This is a genomic window from Roseovarius sp. BRH_c41, from assembly GCF_000961715.1.
Classification (GTDB): domain Bacteria; phylum Pseudomonadota; class Alphaproteobacteria; order Rhodobacterales; family Rhodobacteraceae; genus Roseovarius.
On the sequence record NZ_LADY01000015.1, the window covers coordinates 15,483 to 33,706 of the forward strand.

General features: G+C 62.3%; 17 protein-coding genes and 1 tRNA gene. 9 read left to right on the plus strand and 9 right to left on the minus strand.

Features of this window, described 5'->3' with window-relative positions; genetic code table 11:
- The first annotated feature begins 223 nt into the window (after positions 1–223).
- The 5 genes from VR71_RS04235 to VR71_RS04255 are packed head-to-tail and all read left to right on the plus strand — an operon-like array spanning position 224 to position 4,449.
- Positions 224–805, plus strand: coding sequence for a HupE/UreJ family protein (locus VR71_RS04235; protein ID WP_045681497.1), 582 nt, complete (start codon positions 224–226; stop codon positions 803–805).
- 26 nt (positions 806–831) lie between these two features.
- Positions 832–1,668, plus strand: coding sequence for a peptidylprolyl isomerase (locus VR71_RS04240; protein WP_296429861.1), 837 nt, complete (start codon positions 832–834; stop codon positions 1,666–1,668).
- Positions 1,665–2,687 carry a HupE/UreJ family protein gene (locus tag VR71_RS04245; protein WP_296429862.1) on the plus strand — a complete coding sequence of 341 codons (1,023 nt, stop codon included), beginning with the start codon at positions 1,665–1,667 and terminating at the stop codon, positions 2,685–2,687. The genes VR71_RS04240 and VR71_RS04245 overlap by 4 nt, the downstream gene beginning before the upstream one ends.
- Positions 2,684–3,340, plus strand: a complete 657-nt coding sequence (locus tag VR71_RS04250) for a hypothetical protein (RefSeq protein WP_045681499.1) — start codon at positions 2,684–2,686, stop codon at positions 3,338–3,340. Before VR71_RS04245 ends, VR71_RS04250 begins: the two co-directional genes overlap by 4 nt.
- A complete protein-coding gene (locus tag VR71_RS04255; protein WP_296429863.1) occupies positions 3,337–4,449 on the plus strand; it encodes a hypothetical protein in 1,113 nt (370 codons plus the stop codon). The genes VR71_RS04250 and VR71_RS04255 overlap by 4 nt, the downstream gene beginning before the upstream one ends.
- 390 nt (positions 4,450–4,839) lie before the next feature.
- Here the strand turns inward: VR71_RS04255 and VR71_RS04260 are convergent.
- The 5 genes from VR71_RS04260 to VR71_RS04280 all read right to left on the minus strand — a co-directional run bounded on the left by VR71_RS04260 (position 4,840) and on the right by VR71_RS04280 (position 9,605).
- Positions 4,840–4,914: transfer RNA gene (locus VR71_RS04260), tRNA-Glu, on the minus strand.
- A gap of 125 nt (positions 4,915–5,039) precedes the next feature.
- Positions 5,040–6,788 carry a single-stranded-DNA-specific exonuclease RecJ gene (gene recJ, locus VR71_RS04265; protein ID WP_045681503.1) on the minus strand — a complete coding sequence of 583 codons (1,749 nt, stop codon included), beginning with the start codon at positions 6,786–6,788 and terminating at the stop codon, positions 5,040–5,042.
- A gap of 92 nt (positions 6,789–6,880) precedes the next feature.
- A complete protein-coding gene (glpX, locus tag VR71_RS04270) occupies positions 6,881–7,846 on the minus strand; it encodes a class II fructose-bisphosphatase (protein ID WP_045681505.1) in 966 nt (321 codons plus the stop codon).
- A 78-nt stretch (positions 7,847–7,924) separates the two neighbouring features.
- Positions 7,925–9,211, minus strand: a complete 1,287-nt coding sequence (locus tag VR71_RS04275) for a homoserine dehydrogenase (RefSeq protein ID WP_045681507.1) — start codon at positions 9,209–9,211, stop codon at positions 7,925–7,927.
- Between the two features lie 97 nt (positions 9,212–9,308).
- A complete protein-coding gene (locus VR71_RS04280; RefSeq protein ID WP_045681509.1) occupies positions 9,309–9,605 on the minus strand; it encodes a hypothetical protein in 297 nt (98 codons plus the stop codon).
- Between the two features lie 106 nt (positions 9,606–9,711).
- Here VR71_RS04280 and VR71_RS04285 point away from each other — a divergent pair, with 106 nt between their 5' ends.
- Positions 9,712–10,299, plus strand: a complete 588-nt coding sequence (locus tag VR71_RS04285) for a TetR family transcriptional regulator (RefSeq protein ID WP_045681511.1) — start codon at positions 9,712–9,714, stop codon at positions 10,297–10,299.
- A gap of 267 nt (positions 10,300–10,566) precedes the next feature.
- Here VR71_RS04285 and VR71_RS04290 read toward each other — a convergent pair whose 3' ends face one another.
- The gene (locus VR71_RS04290) at positions 10,567–11,469 is read right to left on the minus strand and encodes a pirin family protein (protein ID WP_040650583.1); all 903 of its coding nucleotides are present in this window, start codon (positions 11,467–11,469) and stop codon (positions 10,567–10,569) included.
- Positions 11,470–11,623: 154 nt separating this feature from the next.
- On the opposite strand from VR71_RS04290, the gene VR71_RS04295 reads away from it, so the two are divergent.
- Entirely contained in the window at positions 11,624–12,103 is a 480-nt protein-coding gene (locus VR71_RS04295; RefSeq protein ID WP_009818240.1) for a hypothetical protein, read from the plus strand.
- 46 nt (positions 12,104–12,149) lie between these two features.
- Here the strand turns inward: VR71_RS04295 and VR71_RS04300 are convergent, their stop codons facing one another.
- From VR71_RS04300 to VR71_RS04310, 3 genes are read right to left on the minus strand one after another with little or no spacing between them, the layout of a single operon-like run.
- Positions 12,150–12,737, minus strand: a complete 588-nt coding sequence (locus VR71_RS04300; protein WP_009818241.1) for a TadE/TadG family type IV pilus assembly protein — start codon at positions 12,735–12,737, stop codon at positions 12,150–12,152.
- On the minus strand, positions 12,737–13,276 hold the full coding sequence (locus VR71_RS04305) for a TadE/TadG family type IV pilus assembly protein (protein ID WP_045681513.1): 540 nt from the start codon (positions 13,274–13,276) through the stop codon (positions 12,737–12,739). Before VR71_RS04305 ends, VR71_RS04300 begins: the two co-directional genes overlap by 1 nt.
- Positions 13,273–15,045, minus strand: a complete 1,773-nt coding sequence (locus VR71_RS04310) for a TadE/TadG family type IV pilus assembly protein (RefSeq protein ID WP_296429864.1) — start codon at positions 15,043–15,045, stop codon at positions 13,273–13,275. The genes VR71_RS04305 and VR71_RS04310 overlap by 4 nt, the downstream gene beginning before the upstream one ends.
- Positions 15,046–15,369: 324 nt before the next feature.
- Between VR71_RS04310 and VR71_RS04315 the strand changes: the two genes are divergently transcribed.
- Positions 15,370–16,800 carry a Glu/Leu/Phe/Val dehydrogenase gene (locus VR71_RS04315; protein WP_009818244.1) on the plus strand — a complete coding sequence of 477 codons (1,431 nt, stop codon included), beginning with the start codon at positions 15,370–15,372 and terminating at the stop codon, positions 16,798–16,800.
- Between the two features lie 119 nt (positions 16,801–16,919).
- Positions 16,920–18,173, plus strand: coding sequence for a sarcosine oxidase subunit beta family protein (locus VR71_RS04320; RefSeq protein WP_045681515.1), 1,254 nt, complete (start codon positions 16,920–16,922; stop codon positions 18,171–18,173).
- Positions 18,174–18,224: the final 51 nt, after the last annotated feature.

An 18,224-nucleotide genomic window follows, 5' to 3' on the forward strand; every position in this document is an offset into this window, starting at 1 on the left:
ACGACAGAGTGGCGGACGACGGTTGGCATGCGCACGGATTTTGGAATTGAGAGTGTGTCAGCACCGTGCGACATTCTGACGTGAGGACATTCGTTTGTGTTTCGGTCCTCGCATGCGGGATAGGCAGAGGCCGGACGACAGGAGACGCAAGGACTCGAGAACCCGCGCAATCGCCCCGGCAACCCGTTCAGGGCAGCGGTTCCGACGACTGGAAGGACAGGACATGTGGAAGACCATCTGGATTGCCGCTTTCGGCATGCTCATCGCCGGGACGGCGCAGGCGCACACGGGCGGGGGGGATCAGGGCGGATTTGTCAGCGGGTTCACCCACCCCCTCTTCGGCTGGGACCACGTCGTCGCCATGGTGGCGGTTGGATTGTGGGGGGCGTTTCTAAGAGCGCCTGCCATCTGGCTTCTTCCGATCATCTTTCCGGTTGTGATGGCGTTTGGCGGAGCTCTGGGCGTGGCGGGCGTGCCGCTGCCGGCGGTCGAGACCGGGATTGCCCTCTCGGGCGTGATCCTCGGCCTGCTCGTTGCCTTTGCCGTAAGGGCACCGCTCTGGGTCGCCGCCGTGATCGTCGGCTCTTTCGCGATCTTCCACGGCCACGCGCACGGAACCGAGTTGCCGGAGGCCGTGAGCCCCTATTCCTATGCGCTGGGCTTTGTCGTCGCCACGGGACTGTTGCACCTCGCGGGCATCGCGGTGGGGCAACTGACAAACCGCCCCTGGGGTAGCTATGCCGTGCGTGCCGCTGGGCTTATCATCGCTGCGGTCGGCGGCGCATTCCTGACGGGCGCCGTGTGATGGCATCTGGGGCAGAGGAGCCCGTGATGGTGAAGGGCCTTCTCCGTGAGCCGCTGGTCGGCTTCTTTCTGTTCGGGGCGGCGATCTTTGGGCTTTATGCCGTTTTCGACGACACGCCTCCGGCGGTGTCCGAGAGCGTTCTGATCGTGACCGAGACCGATGCTCGCCGCCTCGCGGCAGAGTTCGAGGCGGTTTGGCGGCGCCCGCCGACGGTCGAGGAACTGGACCACATGATTGGCCAGTATGTTCGCGAAGAGGTCTATGTCCGCGAGGCGCTGTCCCTCGGGCTCGACCGGGACGACGCGGTGATACGCACTCGGCTTCAGACCAAGATGGAGTTCCTGACCGAAACCGGGGCCGAGGGCGTGGAACCCGACGATGCGACGCTTCAGGCGCATCTCGACGCGCACCCGGACCGCTTTGCAGAGCCGCCGCTCGTCGCCTTCGAGCAGCTTCTGCTCGACGACCGGATCGGCAGTGATGAGATCGTACGTGTCGAGGCGCGGCTCAATCGGGGCGCTGATCCGGATGAGGTCGCCCGTCCGACAGTGCTGCCCCCGGCCTTCCGCCTCAGCCGCGTGCAGGTCGTCGACGGCACCTTTGGGACCGGCTTTTTCGACGCGGTTGCAGAGATGCCGGCGGGAGCATGGGCGGGCCCGGTCGAGACCTCGCTCGGCCGCCACCTCGTGCGCGTGACCGAGCGACGGGCAGCGCGGTTGCCGCCGCTCTCCGAGATCCGGGGGCGCGTGGAGCAGGACTGGCGCGCCGCATTCACGCAAGCGCTCCGCGAGGAGCGGTATCAGGCGCTTTTGTCACGCTACGACCTCGTCCGACCCGACGCAAGCACGGTGCTCGCGCCATGATGCTCCGTTTGGCTCTCCTCCTCGCGCTCGTTCTCAGTGTTCCGATCACTGCCACGCGGGCCGGCGCCCATGCGCTCGAGCCGGGCTTTCTCGAACTCCTGCATCTCGGCGGGGAGGAATGGCGCGTCACCTGGCGCAAGCCGCAGGTGTCAGGCGCGCCGATGGCCATCGAGGCGGTCCTGCCCGAGCGCTGCGAGCCTCGCCGGGGGCAGGCATCAGCGTTCGACGGACGGGCCTTTCTGTCCGGCTGGATCGCGCTCTGCAAGGGCGGTCTCGCGGGGGGCGAGATCCGGATCGACGGCCTCGAGCGGACGCGGACCGACGTGCTCGTGCGCTACACGCTCGGTCAGGACCTCTCGCCCAAGGTCATGCGCCTCACCGCTGCGTCGCCCGCCTTTACCGTCCCCGAGGTCCAGGGGCCGCTCGGAGTATTCACGAGCTACCTTACCCTCGGCATCGATCATATCCTGAAGGGGATCGACCATCTCCTTTTTGTCCTGATGCTCCTCCTCCTCATCCGGAACTGGAAGACGCTTCTCGGCGCCGTCACCGCGTTCACGGTCGCCCACAGCCTCTCGCTCGCTGCCGCGAGCCTTGGCTGGATCATCGTCCCCGCGCCTCCTGTGGAGGCGATCGTGGCGCTCTCAATCGCCTTCCTTGCGGCGGAACTCCTGCATCCTCCAAGCGAGAAAAAGCGGCTCACAGAGCGCTATCCGTGGGTCGTGGCCTTTGCCTTCGGGCTTTTGCACGGTCTTGGTTTCGCAAGAGCCCTGCTCGATGTGGGACTTCCCGAGGGCGACGTGCCCCTCGCCCTGCTGGCCTTCAACCTGGGTGTCGAGGCGGGGCAGATCCTCTTTATCGCCGTTACGCTCGCGCTTGGGGCGGCATTCGCGCGGCTCTATCCCGCCGCTTGGGCGGCCCTCGCCCCGGGCGCGCAGGGACTTCGCGTGCTCGCTTACGGGGTTGGCACTCTCGCTGCCTTCTGGGTTGTTGAGCGGGTGGCGGGGTTCGTCGCATGAGGCGTCCGTGGATCGCCATCGTCCTCGCGGTCGCCCCCGGAGCGGCGCTTGCCCATGACGCGTTTGGAGATCTCGGGCCGTTCTACGGCAGCCTGCTTCATCCTCTGGCCGATCCGCTTCAGGGCGCGCTTGTGGTTGGCACGGCCGCCTTTTTGGCAAGACGGCCGCTTGCGACGGTCCGCTTCGCGCTTCCTGTCTTTCTTGCTGCGGCGGCGCTCTCTCATGTTCTTCTAGCCGAACTTCTGGGACTCGTGGTGCCTCCGCTCCTGTTGGCCGCCGCTGCGATTGTGGTCGGAGGCGGGGCGATGCTTGCCGACCGCTGGGTTCCGGCATGGTCTGGCGTTCTTGTGGTCGCGGCAACCGGAGCCCTCGTCAGCCTCGCGCCGGATCGTCAGTCCGTTGACGGTGTCGCGCTCCAGCCCGTCCTCGGGACCGTTCTTGGGATTGCCATCTTCGTCACGCTCGTCTGGGCCATGCTGGACGCGCTGGCCCGACGGGTCTCTCCGGTCGCGCCCGCCGTTGCCGGGTCCTGGGTGGCCGCCGTGGGCATGCTCATCGGGGCCTTTTCGCTGCAGCCCGCGCCAGAGAGCGTCCGTGATGCGAGGCTGGACAAAGCCCTCGAGAGTCCTGCGTCGGACGAGAGAGACCGATGAGACTGTCTGCGATGCTCAGAGCCGCCACGCTGGCAGGACTTCTTGTCTTGACCGCCCCCGAGCGCCCCGCCGCCTGCGCCTTCCACTCCGTGCTCCCAGAGGCGACGATCTCTGAGCAGATCGCCGGCAGCATCGAAGTGATCGCCGCCCGACCTTCGGCTGCTGATCCTTTCCGGTTCGAGGTCGTTGCGGTCCTGAGGGGCGCGGCCTCCAAAACCAGTCCGCCCCACCTCGTCGACAGCGGCATGCGGGCGCGGCTTGCGCGCGACCCGGACGACGCCGTGCTCTTTGCACATAACGTCGACGGGTCGTGGACGCGGCTGCTCGTCCTTGACGCCACCACGCGTCCCGTTGTCGAGGACGTGCTCGCGCGGGCGGCTGTCTGGGCGACGCCCGGCGGCGCGGCCGAACGGCGTGACTACTTTGCCGGGCTTCTCGACCATCCCGACGATCAACTCCGTAGATTCGCCCTTCGGGAACTCGACGCTCTCCCCTATGGCGTGCTTCGGTCGGGCGTCTACACGATCTCTGACTCGGATCTCCTGCGCGGCCTTGCCGATATCGAGGACATGCCCTTCGCCGCGATTCGGATCCTTCTCCTCGGGCTGAACGGCGGCGGCGCCGCACGGGACGTGATCGCCGCGCGGCTGGCAGGACTGGCATCCTCGGGGGCCAACACCGACCTCGGAGCCTGGATCACCGCCGCGATCGAGAGCGGCGGACCGGCCGGTGTCGCGCGCGTCGAGCGGCTGTTCTTCGGCCAGCCCGGAGGCCTCACGCAGGGACAACTGATCTCGATCGTCCGCGCGCTGTCGCTGCACAGCTCAGAGGGCGACCCTGCGCTCCGCATCCCCCTCAACGGTGCCCTTCGCCGCCTCGTTTCTCTTCATCCAAATGCCGTACCCCCTTGTCGCCCCGGTTTTCGGTGCCTCAGGAATTCGCTCGCTGATCGATCTGTCCGGGATGCGTTACCGCCCGCGCGTTCACCAACCGCCACGGCCCGCATCACAAATCTTTCGCGGGAGTTGCCGGTTCTTGACTCCCTTTATCGCGCATCTCGCGCCGACACTTCAGAGGGATGCTTTGTGCCGGGTGCCGTTCGTCGCTAGTGTCTTGAGGCCGCTTGCAGAGCACGTCCATTTTGTCAGACAACCCTGCACGCCATCCAACCAAGGGCGCTTTGGGCCGAAAAAGCGATGCCGCCTGCGAGAAGATCACACCCCCAAGCCACGACGTCACCGTAAGCGCCTGACCAACCCGGTTTCTCCGAAGAAACCCGTGCGGAACCGAAAACCGCCCCTCGACGGTGCTTGCCACGTGCCCTGTGCCATTCCCCGCAAAAATCGAGCATGTTTCCAGGATCACGTGCGCAGGTTGGTCGCATACCGTGATCCGGCTCGTTCCAGGAAGATCCTCATCTTCCTGCGGAATAATATGGGGGCAGGCAAGGCAAAAAATGCCATACTTTAACGTAAAATCAATATATTGGGTGATTTAAGTGGCAGCCCGTAGGGGAGTCGAACCCCTCTTTTCAGGTTGAAAACCTGACGTCCTAACCGATAGACGAACGGGCCATGCCTTGGCGTGTCGCGTAACTAGGCAAAAGCGGCGGGGGGTGCAAGAGGGATTCTGCAAAAACTTGGTGCGGCTTTCAGAAAATTTCCTGAGCCTTGCGGTACATCCGGTTGATTGGCGTGTCTCAGGCTGGCGCGGCGTCTTCGAGGCGAAGTTGCACGGTTTGGCGCCCGCCCCAGCTGTTGATGTCCAACCGGCCAGCAAGATGAAAGCGCGCGCCGCCATGGGCCAGCAGGGCAGGCCCCAGCGGCCCATCGAGTGCGCCAAAGCAGATGGCGTCAAGGCTGGCACCCATGCCGTCACCAAAGCGCAGTTTGAGGTGCGCACCGCTCAGGGCCTTGGCAAAGGTGATCTGGCAATCGGGAAAGACATAGCGCGGTCCGGGCGCGCCCGCGCCAAAGGGACCGGCGGAGTCTATCTGCGCGACGAGGTCTACAGTCGCGGCGCCGGGCATCAGGAGACCGTCAAGCCGCAGATCGGCGGGGCCGTTTTGGCCCGCGCCCTGTTTGGCAAGCAACTCGGAGAGCCGCGCCATGGCCGCCTCTAGCCGCTCGCGTGCCACTGTGAGACCCGCCGCCATCTTGTGCCCACCGCCCTTGATCAAGAGCCCTTCGCTGGCCAGCCGTTGAATGGCGGCTCCGAGATCCACGCCCGAGACCGAGCGGCCAGAGCCTTTGCCTTCGTCGCCGTCCAGCCCGATCACGATGGCGGGGCGGTTTGAGACTTCCTTGAGACGGCTTGCAACGATGCCGACAACGCCCGGATGCCAGCCTTCGCCTGCGGCCCAGACGAGGGGGGCATCCAGCCCGCGTTCCTCGGCCTGTGCAAGTGCCGCGGCGCGCACCAGTGCTTCGACGTCGCGTCGCTCGGTGTTGAGTTGATCCAGACGTTCGGCCAGTGCGCGGGCCTCTGAGGCATTGTCACAGGCCAAGAGCCGTGCGCCAAGGTCTGCCTTGCCAATCCGCCCGCCGGCATTGACGCGCGGCCCCAGCAGAAAGCCCAAGTGATAGGCATTGGGCGCGGTGTCCATCCGGGCGACATCTGCCAGCGCGACAAGGCCCGGACGATCGCGGCGCGCCATGATACGCAGACCTTGGCGTACAAAGGCGCGGTTGACGCCGATGAGCGGGGCCACATCGGCCACCGTGGCCAGGGCCACAAGGTCAAGCAGCGCCATCAGGTCTGGTCCCTGTGTGCCGCTGGCGCGCAGTTGACGTCCCGCCTCGACCAGCATCAGAAAGACCACCCCGGCGGCGCAGAGATGCGCCAGATCTCCGCTCTCGTCCTGTCGATTGGGATTGACCACGGCGAGGGCCGGCGGCAGGGTCTCGCCGCCCAGATGGTGATCGAGCACGACCACATCAGCGCCCTTTGCGGCGGCAATGGCCTCATGGCTCAGGGTGCCGCAATCAACGCAGAGGATCAGATCATGGCGCGCCGCCAGATCGGTCATGGCAGGCACGTTCGGGCCATAGCCCTCGTCAATCCGGTCGGGAATATAGAGCGTGGGAGTGGGGGCCTGCATCTGGCGCAGCCAGTCGATCAGCAGCGCCGCAGAGGTGCCGCCATCGACATCGTAATCGGCAAAGATCGCAATCCGCTCGCCAGCCTTGACGGCCTTGAGAACGCGCGCGGCGGCGCGCTCCATATCGCGCAGTGACCGCGGATCGGGCAAGAGATCGCGGAGGGCTGGGCTGAGATAGGCTTCCGCATCTTCCTCTGCCACGCCCAGCCGCGCCAGCGTCTGGCAGAGCGGGCGGGGCAGGGTGGTCGTCTGTGCCATTGCCTCGGCAAGACGGTCGGTTTCCACGTCCGGACCAATCCAGCGGCGCCCGGTCAGCGACTGTTCCACTCCGAGAAAGGCCGGTCCCATTCGCGCCTCCTCTCATTCATCTGGCGTCAAGTACTCCGGGGGAGTCCCGGACTTGGTCCGGGACGGGGGCAGAGCCCCCGCCGCGTATCGGTTCAGTCCCGCTTGCTGCGATAGATCATGCGCCGTACCGATCCGGTGCGCGAGCGCATCAGCAGGGTCTCGGTTTCGACATAGCCGGGGCGGCGTTTGACACCCGAGAGGATCGAGCCGTCAGTGACGCCAGTTGCGGCAAAGATCACATCGGATGTCACCATCTCGTCGCGGCAATAGATACGGTCGAAATCGGTGATCCCGGCCTTGGCGGCGCGGGCGCGTTCATCTTCGTTGCGGAACACGAGGCGGCCCCACATCTGCCCGCCCATGCATTTCAGCGCGGAGGCTGCCAGCACACCCTCGGGTGCGCCGCCGGTGCCCATATACATGTCGATGCCGGTGCGGTCAGCCTCGGCGCAATGGATCACGCCCGCCACATCGCCATCGGGGATCAGGAACACGGCCGCGCCGGTGCTGCGCAATTCGTCGATCATTTCCTGATGGCGGGGTCGTTCCAGCACGCAGACGGTGATCTCGGACGGGCGGCAGCCGCGCGCGGCGGCCAGCGCCTCGACCCGTTCGCGCGGGCTCATGGCGAGGGAGACGACATTCTCGGGATAGCCCGGCCCGATGGCCAGCTTGTCCATATAGGTGTCCGGGGCATGCAGCAGCGTGCCGCGCGGGGCCATGGCGATGACGGTCAGGGCATTGGGCATGGCCTTGGCGGTCAGGGTGGTGCCTTCGAGCGGGTCGAGGGCGATATCGACGCCGGGGCCGTCGCCGGTGCCGACTTCCTCGCCGATGAAGAGCATCGGGGCCTCGTCCCGCTCGCCTTCACCGATCACCACAACACCCTTGATGGCCAGGATGTTGAGCTGTTCGCGCATGGCATTGACGGCGGCCTGATCGGCGGCCTTTTCATCGCCGCGCCCGATGAGGTCCGCACAGGCGAGTGCAGCCTGTTCGGCCACACGCGCGAGGCCGAGTGAGAGCATGCGGTCGTTGAAGGCGGTATCAGAGGTCATGGAACGGTCCTTGTAAATCGGGTCAAATCAGCATTAGCGCCGGTCTGTCTGGCGCACAAGTCTGGCGGGCGGGCCGCGTCAGACGGTTTCGATGCTCAGCGCCACCGGGTCGCCCGACAGAACGTCAAGGCGGCTGATGGCGCTCAGGGCTGTCTCAAGTGCGTCGCGCGTCGTCTTGTGAGTGACGATCAGCACAGGCGCCGTGGTTGCGTCATGGCGATATTGGCGCATCCGGTCGATGGAAATGCCCGCCTCGCCCAGACAGGTTGCGACTTTGGCCAGAGCGCCGGGTTTGTCGATCAGCGACATGCGCATGTAGTAGGGCGCGGGGGTGGCGCTTGCGGCCGTCTGACAGCGGGCGAGACTGGACGCGGGTTGACCGAAGGTCGGCAGACGAAAGCCACGCGCGATATCCATCACATCGCCCATCACCGCGCTCGCCGTAGGGCCCATACCCGCGCCGGGGCCGCGCAGCACGATCTGGTCAACATTGTCACCCTCGAGCACGACCATATTGGTGCCGCCCTCCAGTTGGCCAAGGGGGCTCGTATCGGGCACGAGGCAGGGCGACATGCGCTGTTCCAGGCCGCGCCCGGTCATCTGCGCCACACCTAAGAGCTTGATACGATAGCCCATGTCGGCGGCGTGGCGGATATCCTCGATGGTGATTTTCTCGATCCCCTCCAGCGTGACACCTTCGAAATTCACCTGGCAGCCAAAGGCGATGGACGCGAGCAGCGCCAGCTTGTGACCGGCGTCGATGCCGCCCACGTCGAGCGTCGGATCGGCCTCGAGATAGCCCAGTTTGGCGGCCTCGTCGAAGACCTCTGCGTAGGGCAGACCTGCCGATTGCATGCGGGTCAGGATATAGTTGCAGGTGCCGTTCATGACGCCCATGACGCGGGTGATGTCATTACCCGCCAGACCTTCGGTCAGCGCCTTGATGACGGGGATGCCGCCCGCGACGGCGGCCTCGAACCGGATCACGCAGCCTGCATTTTCGGCGGCCAGCGCCAGCGCCTGACCGTGATGCGCGAGCATCGCCTTGTTGGCAGTGACCACGTCTTTGCCTGCGGCAATCGCGGCCTCGGTCGCGGCCTTGGCCGGGCCGTCAGAGCCGCCCATCAGTTCCAGAAACACATCCACATCGTCGCGTTTGGCAAGGGTTACGGGGTCGTCTTCCCAGGCGTAATCGCTGAGGGTGACGCCGCGATCCTTGTCACGGGTGCGGGCCGAGACAGCGGTGATGACCACGGGGCGACCGGCGCGGGCGGCCAGAAGATCGGCCTTTTGTCGGATGATCCGCACGACGCCGGTGCCGACCGTGCCCAATCCGGCGATGCCAAGGCGCAGGGGTGTGTTCATGGGGCTCTCCGATCGTCGCTGTGCAAGGATTGAGCCGCGATGTAACGGGTTCGGCGGTCCCTTGCAACGCGGCTTGCGGCGGTGGGGGCGTGGTTTTTCAGTTGGTGACGCCGGATTGCATGCGGCTTTGTGTCGTGGGGTCGACCACGCCACCCTTGAGCCGTTGCGCCCGTGCCCGCAACCCGGCGCTGCGTTGATCCAGATCCGGGGCGGTTTCGGGCGTGATCCGGTTCGGAGTGCCCCGGTCTGTGATCTGTTCGGCGGGGATCAGATCGGGATACGCGGCCCCCCGTGTGCCGTTGCGCAGGGCGGCATCAAGAGGCAACAGATCGCTACATCCGGCGATAAGGCTGGCGATCAAGGGCAGCGTGACGAGAGCGGGGCGTATGCGCATGCGGGCCGGGGTCCTTGTGCCGACGGGTGTCGCTGTCTTGCCATTCTTTGGGGGTAAAGGGCAAGCGGGGCTTTGATCTGAACAGATGTTCAGTTAAAGCCATGCTATGGCACGAACCCAAGGCTCTCATTCTGACATTACGGGACCGCGTGTGCGCGAGGCGGCTTTGCATCTCTTTGCGCGGCATGGCTATGCCGCGGTCTCGATGCGACAGATTGCGGCAGCGGTGGGGGTGCAGGCCGGCGCGCTCTATAATTACACACCGGATAAGCAAACGCTGCTGTTTGATCTGATGCGGGGGCATATGGAGGACCTGCTGGTCGCCTGGGATGCGGCCGTGCCTGTTGGCGATGCAATGGCGGCTCTGGAGGCGTTCACGCGGTTTCATATCCGCTTCAACACCAGCCGGGCCGATGCGGTCTTTGTCTCGTACATGGAATTACGCAATCTGGACCCGGCGAATTTCGAAGTGATCGAGGGGCTGCGACGCGACTATGAGACCCGGCTTGAGGCGGTGTTGCGGCGGGGGACCGAGGCGGGTGTGATGGTGGTGGCCGAGCCACGGATCGCCAGCATGGCGCTGATTGCCATGCTGACGGGGGTCAATACCTGGTATCGCGAACAAGGGCGGTTGTCGCTCGCGGAGGTCGAGGCGGTGTATTGGGACATGGTGCGGCGGTCGGTGCTGGGGTGAGGGGGGGGCGCTTGGTACCCCAAGGGGTGCTCGAAACGCTCTTTGTCCACCCCCCGCGCGGAACAAGGCGCGGCACGCGCCGCCGCGCGGATCGCTGGGCCGTCCCGCGGCCTAGCGATGCTGAGAGGGAGTGTATCGCTGAAAGATCACACGGACTTTGCAGGCATAAAGTGGCAGCCACAGTCGTTGCTTCGCTATTCCCCGGCCCAGCGATCCGCGCGGCGTGTTGATTGGCGTAAATGCCCCCCCTTCGCCTCCGCCCGCGCCTCACTTGATGAAAGACCCCTCGCGCAGCTCGCGCATCGCCTGACGCAATTCGTCCTGCGTGTTCATCACGATGGGGCCGTGCCAGGCCACCGGCTCTTGGATCGGTGCGCCGGAGATCAGCAAGAACCGCACGCCCTCTTCTCCCGCCTGCACCGTGACCCTGTCGCCGGTGCCAAAGCGGATCAGCGTGCGGTCGCCGGAGTGGTCGCGGATGTGGATCTCTTGCCCCGCCACCTCCTTTTCCAGAAGGACGCCGGTCGGTTTCGAGGCATCGGCAAAGGCACCAGCACCCTCGAAGACATAGGCAAAGCTGCGCCGGTAGGTATCAACCGGAAAGGTCTTTCTGACCCCGGCAGGCACCGAGATATCGAGGTATTGCGGATCGGCGGCGATGCCGTCGACCGGGCCGCGCTGCCCCCAGAAATCCCCCACGATCACCCGCACACGGGTGCCGTCATCCTCCGTAATCTCGGGGATATCCCCGGATTTCACGTCCTGATACCGGGGCGCGGTCATTTTTTGCGCGGCGGGCAAGTTGGCCCAGAGTTGGAAGCCGTGCATTTGCCCCTGCGCATTGCCGCGTGGCATTTCCTGATGCAGGATGCCCGATCCGGCGGTCATCCATTGCACATCGCCAGCGCCCAAGCTGCCCTGATTGCCCAAGCTGTCACCATGCGTGACCTCGCCTTGGAGCACATAGGTAATGGTTTCGATGCCGCGATGCGGGTGCCACGGGAAACCCGCTGCATAGTGGGCAGGATCATCGTTGCGGAAATCGTCGAACAAGAGGAACGGATCGAGTTCGCTGGGGTCATGAAAGCCGAAGGCGCGGTGCAGATGCACGCCCGCCCCTTCTAGAGTCGGGGTTGCTTGGCGCTGTTCCAAAACGGGTCTGATGGACATGATAGGTCTCCTTTGGGATAGCATATAGGAGCGGATCACGCCGGTGGAACGGTCCGATCTGTTCACCTGCGAACCGCGCCTGTGCAATTTGCGTGCGCCCCTCTCGCCACGGGGAGCGATCCGGGGTAAAGGCGAGCGCAAAGGGAGAGATTGTATGCAGGATGACGAGGTATTGGCGGCGCTTGGGGCCTCTGCGGGTCGGCGGATGTTGGGCGTCGGCTCGGTCGCGGGTCTGGGGCTGACCCTGCTTTATCTGGCACTGGCGCAGTCGCCCAGCCTTGGTTGGCAGGTCTTTATGGTCGGGTTTGGCGGAACTTGCGTTTTCCTGGCAGAGCGGATGTGGCGCGCGACGGCGCAATGGCTTGTGCTGACGCGCGACGGTTTGCGCGACAATACAGGACGCATGATTGCACCGATCGAGCATATTCGTTCGGTTGAGCGCGGGGTTTTCGCATTCAAACCGTCAAATGGATTCACGATCAAGCTCACGCAGAAAGCCCCGGCGGCTTGGCAGCCGGGGCTTTGGTGGCGCACTGGGCGGAGTGTTGGCGTGGGAGGTGTCACCTCGGGCACGCCAGCGAAGTTCATGGCCGAGCAGATCCATGAGCTTCTGACCAAACGGGCGCAGTCCTGACGCAGGATCGCGCCCAAAGTGCCGCGCAGCTATGTCAGACTGGGCCTTATGAGGCGGTGCAAACGCCCTCATAGCAGAGCTGAGCCGCAAAGCGGAGTGGGACGAACATGCGCGTCTTGATCTCTGTCCCTGCGGATAGACCGGTTGTGACGACGGGATCGTATTCGGAAAGGGTCTCGACGAGAATGATTTCTTGCCCGTCGATCATGCTGGGAAGAGTAGCATGCGCGTTGCGAACATCGTCGGCGCTCAACGGGCTGAGAGACCCTGTGCCGCGGACTTCGGACCATCTGAGCTCGAACTCGTCGATACTGTTGTCTGCGTCAAAGTGGTAGCGGACCACCGTCACGCGCACCTGATTTGCGCCCGTGTCATTGGTCATCAAGTCGAATAGCACCTTGACGTTGTCCATGTAGGTCACGTTGACAACTGCCGTTTCACGGGACAGCATATCGGCAACGGTGTAGGTCGCCTTTTCGCGCACGCTCTGATAGCGGAACATGTCGTAATATTCATAGCTGAACGTGAGGCCCATGAAGAGGAACGGGAACATGACGACCGTTTCCATGGCCACCGTGCCGCATTCACGCTGCCAGAAGCGGCGCAGGAAATTAAGGGCAGGACGCATACCCATCAGATTGGCTCCTGAACAAACGCGGTCGTCGCGATGAGTGCGGCTTGACCGCTGCTGTCGTTGTTGATCAACTGGCTGCCCAAAACATTCTCCGGGAACAATGGGTTGTATTTGAGGCAGGCGCGCAAAAGCATGAGTTCGTTCTGCTGGCCGGGTACGAATTCACGCACAGGTTTGGCCGGTTCGGCCTGATCCGTGCAATCAGCGGTCTGATCGAGGGCGGTGAAGTTGCGGATATCCGCAGGGCGCATTTCCAGCTGAAGGTTGCTTGCGCAATCGTTGATGATGATCGTGTTGTCGCAAATGATCTGTTTGATATCGTCGTGCTGGGGGGCCGTCCCGGTGCCGAGACGTACCTCGCGCACGGCCATGTCGAGACCCCGCTCAAGGAAGGTCGCGCGCATCGTGACAAATCCCAACTCGATCGAAAAGATCATGATCCCAAGGAAGAAGGGAGCCACCAGCACGAACTCAAGTGACGCGGTTCCACGTTCGTCGCGCCGGAACCGGTGGAGGAAATTTTTGAACGCACGGGTCATTGGGTCAACCTCAACTGTTTCACATTGGCCGCGATGGCGCTGAAGGCACTTTTAATGTCCGTTCCCGAGGCACGAAAATAATGAGCAGGTGACGATGCACAGGCACTGAGTTGGTTTTCTGCCGTGCCATTGACAGGCACCTCAAAGCCAATTGAGTAAACGACAACGCCTTCGGTCTTAGTCGCCTTGCAAACGTTCTGCATTAGACCATTCTTCATCGATCCGGATACGTATTCACTACCAATGTAATCGTTCCAAGGACCCCAGTTTCCGGTGGTCTGTCCGTAATACTCTGGTGACATCAGTCCCCATGCCATCTCCCAGTCCAGTTGGGTTCTGGAGATGAAGCCATCCATCGTGCTCTCAAAGTTGTTGAACGTGTTTGCTTCGATCCATTTTTCTTCAGCGACACTCCAAAATTTGCCGGTATCAGGGTTGCGAAGATAGTAAACAGAATATTCCGGTGAATTCTCAGCAACGTCATACACGCACTCCCACCGATTTTGAGAGCATCTGGATTTGCCATCGTCGCCGTATTTTTTCCAATCAACATTGTAGATGTTATAGGCATATTTGAACACGCGCTCTTGAAAACGCACTTCGTAAAGATCCGAGAATTTGCCTCGATACTTTGGAGAACTGCGATCAAAGAAGTAGGATGTCGTATTGGCACCATCACCCATGAAAATGATGGCCTTTAGCGTTTCTGGCTCATCATAATCAGAAGGTACGTTTGCCAATGTTTCACTCAGATGACCGGCAGCAATCATTGAAGCGGTCACTTCACGGAATGTGGGATCGAGAAGCGCAGCGCCCCAATTCATCCCCTCGTTGCCAGAGGTGTTGCCCGCTGGCTGGAGCGCGTCGATCTTCGCGTGAAGGTCAGTGATGCTGGTGGAGTAGGGTAAAATACGAATGTATTCATCAGTGTAGCATGATCTCCATCCACTATCGAGATTATCGAAATCCCCGTATACAGAAGTGTAGACCATTTGATTGACGGGTATACCACTGCTTAACGACGAACTGCCGCTTGAGAGCGTAGCGTGCTGATAGTCATTTTCTTTAAATTCTAGACACGTCGAGTAATTGTGCGTTTCCTCTACAGCGAGCGCATCAAAAACTGACTGCGGTGGAGTAACTGAGAAACTGAAGGGCACGATCGACATAACCGTGTCACCCGGCTTTGAAGAATTCATCACGGTCGTGACAAAATCCTTCGCTGCAGTCTGCAAATTCTGAATTTTTGAATTGCTAGCCATTGACCCTGAGACATCCAGGACCAAGATTGCTTCCAGTTTTGGAATGCGCACTTCAGCAGTTGCCGTGCCAGACGCGCTCAAAGTCGGCACACCTGCGAGTTTCATTAAATACGTGTCGAGCGACAACTCAGCGCCGGCCGTTACCTTTGCGGCGTTTAGGGTAGTTGATATATCACCATCTTTCTGAGCGAGAAGGTAATCGCTCTGACCAGATTTGGCGAAATAATCTTCTACTATTGTACGAGCCCCAGCTTCTGTGCTCGCCGTCGCCCCGGCAAGCACCGCCCGGTCCAGCGTGGCCTGTAGACTGGCGCGCGCCATTTCCTGACGCATGGTATCAAGGCCGATACCGCCCATCATCAAAAACATCACGAAGATGAAAAATGACAGTACCGTTACAGTACCGTCTTCTTCTTGAATGAACATCTCGGTGCGTTCGACCAGCCCGGTCGTCGCGTTTTCAACACGCGGCGTCATTTCTTTAATAGTGCTGCCTTCAATACGCATTTGAACACCTCATTGTGACGCCGCTAGCAATAAGCCACGCAATTCCCCAAAAGCATTTATTCCGCTCTTCTATGGCCGAATTAAGGCGGGTTTCAGACGGAATCGCAGAGTTTAACCCCCTCAAATCAACAATATAAAGGTTGCTCTGCGATTGTTGGATTACTGGCGACAAAGGCGGGGGCGCCGTCATCCGGGGGGCTTTCAAGCCCTTGGCGATTCAGGCGGGTGGACAAAATGGCCATAACCCTTAACCATGGCTTTGACGTTTGGATCATTTGTCCCCGCACGGAACAAGCGGTCCGGGTCGCAACAGGGAGAGGACACATGCACGTCAGCAAGGAACCGAGTTTTCGCGAAAGCGTGGATCTGATGTTCAACCGCGCGGTCGCGCTGATGGATCTGCCGCCCGGTCTGGAAGAGAAAATCCGCGTTTGCAATGCCACCTACACGGTTAGGTTTGGTGTGCGACTGCGCGGTCAGATCCATACGTTCACAGGCTATCGCAGCGTTCATTCCGAGCACATGGAGCCGGTCAAGGGCGGTATCCGCTACGCCATGGGCGTCAATCAGGACGAGGTCGAGGCGCTTGCGGCGCTGATGACCTATAAATGCGCGCTGGTCGAGGCGCCGTTTGGCGGCTCCAAGGGCGGCTTGCGGATTGATCCGCGCGAGTGGGAAGAGCACGAGCTGGAGCTGATCACCCGGCGGTTTGCCTATGAGTTGATCAAACGCGACCTCATCAATCCTGCCCAGAACGTGCCCGCCCCCGATATGGGCACCGGCGAGCGCGAGATGGCGTGGATCGCCGACCAATATAAACGCATGAACACAACCGACATCAACTATCGCGCCTGCGTGACCGGCAAGCCGATCAATGCGGGTGGTATTCAGGGCCGGGTCGAGGCGACGGGGCGGGGCGTGCAATATGCGCTTCAGGAGTTCTTTCGCCATCCGGAGGATATTGCGGCGGCGACCCTGTCGGGCACACTCGAGGGTAAGCGGGTCATCGTGCAGGGGCTTGGCAATGTGGGCTATCACGCGGCCAAGTTCCTGAGCGAAGAAGACGGATGCCTCATCACCGGTATTATCGAGCGGGACGGCGCGCTGACGGATGACAAGGGGCTGAACGTCGAGGCGGTGCGCAACTGGATCGCACGGCATGGCGGTGTCGACGGCTATCCGGAGGGCAAGTACGTCAAGGATGGCAGCAAGGTCCTGGAAAATGCCTGTGACATCCTCGTTCCGGCGGCGATGGAGGGGGTGATCAACCTAAGCAATGCCGCGCAGATCAAGGCACCGTTGATCATCGAGGCCGCGAATGGCCCGGTGACCGCAGGGGCCGATGATATCCTGCGCCAGAAGGGCACGGTGATCATTCCGGACATGTTTGCCAATGCGGGCGGTGTGACCGTGTCCTATTTCGAGTGGGTCAAGAACCTAAGCCATATCCGGTTTGGCCGGATCGGGCGGCGACAGGAAGAGGCGCGGCATCAACTCTTGGTGACGGAATTGCAGCGGCTCAACCGGGGGCTTGGGGATGCTTGGGAAATGTCGCCGGATTTCAAGCAGAAATACCTCAAGGGCGCGGGGGAGCTGGAGCTTGTTCGCTCGGGTCTCGATGACACGATGCGCACCGCCTATCAGTCGATGCGCGAGGTCTGGCACGGCCGTCAGGACGTGACGGACCTGCGCACAGCGGCCTATCTCGTGTCCATCGCCAAGGTCGCGGCGAGCTATCGCGCCATGGGGCTCTGAGGCCCACGTCGCGCATGGGCCTGAAAATGGCGGGAAAGATGGCAGAGCTTCGGCTCTGCCATTGCTATTGATGGGCGAAGTTGGTTCAGTCGCGGCACAGCAGGATAAAGGGGTGGCGGATGCGGTTTTCGGGGCTGAGGGTTCTCAAAGAAGGGCTGACCGGCAACAAGGGTTGGCAGGCGCACTGGCGCGATGCCGCGCCCAAGCCCGACTATGATGTTGTCATCATCGGCGGCGGCGGGCATGGGCTCGCGACGGCCTATTATCTGGCAAAACGCCACGGGATCACCAATGTCGCGGTGCTCGAAAAGGGCTATCTGGGCGGTGGCAATGTGGGGCGCAACACGACAATCGTGCGGGCCAATTATTTCCTGCCGGGCAATTCGGAATTTTACAGCCATTCCCTAAAGCTCTGGGAGGGGCTGGAGGAAGACCTGAATTACAACGTCATGCACAGCCAACGCGGGCAGATCGTGCTGTTTCACTCGGACGGGCAGCGCGATGCGATTGCGCGGCGCGGCAACGCGATGATCAATCAGGGCGATGATGCCGAACTGCTGAGCTTGGCGCAGCTCAAGCGTATGGTGCCCTATCTGGATTATGATCAGGCGCGGTTTCCCATTCATGGCGGGCTTTTGCAGCGCCGGGCGGGCACGGCCCGGCATGATGCTGTCGCCTGGGGCTATGCGCGGGGCGCAAGCGACCGGGGCGTGGACCTGATCCAGAATTGCGAAGTGACGGGGATCAATGTTGAGGGCGGCCGCGTGCGCGGCGTGCAGACCTCGCGCGGCACCATCCGGGCCAAAAAGCTGGCGATTGTGGTGGCGGGACGGTCCTCTCAGGTGGCGGCCATGGCGGGGATGCGCCTGCCGATCGAAAGCCATGTGCTTCAGGCCTTTGTGACCGAGGGGCTGAAGCCGTGCATTGACCATGTCATCAGCTTTGGCATGGGGCATTTCTATATCAGCCAATCCGACAAGGGTGGGCTGGTATTTGGCGGTGATCTGGACATGTATTCCTCCTATGCGGCGCGCGGCAATCTGCCGATTGTCGAGCATGTGATGGAGGCGGGCATGACGCTGATGCCGATGATCGGCAATGCCCGCGTATTGCGCAGTTGGGGCGGGATCATGGATATGTCGCCCGATGGCTCGCCCATCATCGACCACGCGGGGATCGAGGGGCTCTATCTCAATTGCGGCTGGTGCTATGGTGGGTTCAAGGCTGTGCCCGGTTCGGGCGATGCTATGGCGCATCTTATTGCGACGGACAGGCCGCATCCGGCGGCCACGGGATTCCGGCTGGACCGGTTCCGGACGGGCCGGGGGCTGATGGACGAAGAAGGCACCGGCGCGCAGCACAACCTGCATTGAGCGGCGCGGAAAGGGCAAGATATTGAGTATTTCTGGAACGATGAAAGCACG

Excerpts from the sequence above, each read along its gene's own strand:
- VR71_RS04235 (WP_045681497.1), top strand. The coding sequence starts at position 224 with ATGTGGAAGACCATCTGGATTGCCGCTTTCGGCATGCTCATCGCCGGG.
- VR71_RS04240 (WP_296429861.1), top strand. The coding sequence starts at position 832 with ATGGTGAAGGGCCTTCTCCGTGAGCCGCTGGTCGGCTTCTTTCTGTTC.
- VR71_RS04245 (WP_296429862.1), top strand. The coding sequence starts at position 1,665 with ATGATGCTCCGTTTGGCTCTCCTCCTCGCGCTCGTTCTCAGTGTTCCG.
- VR71_RS04250 (WP_045681499.1), top strand. The coding sequence starts at position 2,684 with ATGAGGCGTCCGTGGATCGCCATCGTCCTCGCGGTCGCCCCCGGAGCG.
- VR71_RS04255 (WP_296429863.1), top strand. The coding sequence starts at position 3,337 with ATGAGACTGTCTGCGATGCTCAGAGCCGCCACGCTGGCAGGACTTCTT.
- recJ (WP_045681503.1), bottom strand. The coding sequence starts at position 6,788 with ATGGGACCGGCCTTTCTCGGAGTGGAACAGTCGCTGACCGGGCGCCGC.
- glpX (WP_045681505.1), bottom strand. The coding sequence starts at position 7,846 with ATGACCTCTGATACCGCCTTCAACGACCGCATGCTCTCACTCGGCCTC.
- VR71_RS04275 (WP_045681507.1), bottom strand. The coding sequence starts at position 9,211 with ATGAACACACCCCTGCGCCTTGGCATCGCCGGATTGGGCACGGTCGGC.
- VR71_RS04280 (WP_045681509.1), bottom strand. The coding sequence starts at position 9,605 with ATGCGCATACGCCCCGCTCTCGTCACGCTGCCCTTGATCGCCAGCCTT.
- VR71_RS04285 (WP_045681511.1), top strand. The coding sequence starts at position 9,712 with ATGGCACGAACCCAAGGCTCTCATTCTGACATTACGGGACCGCGTGTG.
- VR71_RS04290 (WP_040650583.1), bottom strand. The coding sequence starts at position 11,469 with ATGTCCATCAGACCCGTTTTGGAACAGCGCCAAGCAACCCCGACTCTA.
- VR71_RS04295 (WP_009818240.1), top strand. The coding sequence starts at position 11,624 with ATGCAGGATGACGAGGTATTGGCGGCGCTTGGGGCCTCTGCGGGTCGG.
- VR71_RS04300 (WP_009818241.1), bottom strand. The coding sequence starts at position 12,737 with ATGGGTATGCGTCCTGCCCTTAATTTCCTGCGCCGCTTCTGGCAGCGT.
- VR71_RS04305 (WP_045681513.1), bottom strand. The coding sequence starts at position 13,276 with ATGACCCGTGCGTTCAAAAATTTCCTCCACCGGTTCCGGCGCGACGAA.
- VR71_RS04310 (WP_296429864.1), bottom strand. The coding sequence starts at position 15,045 with ATGCGTATTGAAGGCAGCACTATTAAAGAAATGACGCCGCGTGTTGAA.
- VR71_RS04315 (WP_009818244.1), top strand. The coding sequence starts at position 15,370 with ATGCACGTCAGCAAGGAACCGAGTTTTCGCGAAAGCGTGGATCTGATG.
- VR71_RS04320 (WP_045681515.1), top strand. The coding sequence starts at position 16,920 with ATGCGGTTTTCGGGGCTGAGGGTTCTCAAAGAAGGGCTGACCGGCAAC.